Origin of the sequence: Chromohalobacter sp. HP20-39, from assembly GCF_033052815.1 — a bacterium.
Classification (GTDB): domain Bacteria; phylum Pseudomonadota; class Gammaproteobacteria; order Pseudomonadales; family Halomonadaceae; genus Chromohalobacter.
Genome location: NZ_JAWHTP010000433.1, coordinates 1 through 309 on the forward strand (window position 1 = coordinate 1; position 309 = coordinate 309).

A 309-nucleotide genomic window follows, 5' to 3' on the forward strand; every position below is an offset into this window, starting at 1 on the left:
CTGTGTGATCACCGGATTCAGGAGCGCAATCCACCAGCTGAATGGGATCCAGCGGCTCAGCGAGTGCGCCCAAAGGCGCGCTAACTTACCATACTTGGGCATCCCCTGAACATCATGAAACAGCAGATCAACTGGAGTGCTGTCGAGCTGCTGAAGTACCAGATCGATCTTGTCCTGCGTGAAGCTGTCGTCGGAGTCAAGGAACGCGATGTGGCTGAACCGCGCTCTTCTGATGCCCAGATTTCGGGCTGCCTGCGGCCCGCGATTGCGCTCGAACCGATAGCAGCGGATCGGGATGTGGTGGTTGTT

General features: G+C 57.6%; 1 protein-coding gene. It reads right to left on the reverse strand.

Translation table 11 applies throughout. The features are described from left to right. Positions 1-297, reverse strand: a 297-nt coding sequence (locus RVY79_RS22040; RefSeq protein WP_411161749.1) for a glycosyltransferase family 2 protein, incomplete at its 3' end; no start/stop codon positions are given. Positions 298-309: the final 12 nt, after the last annotated feature.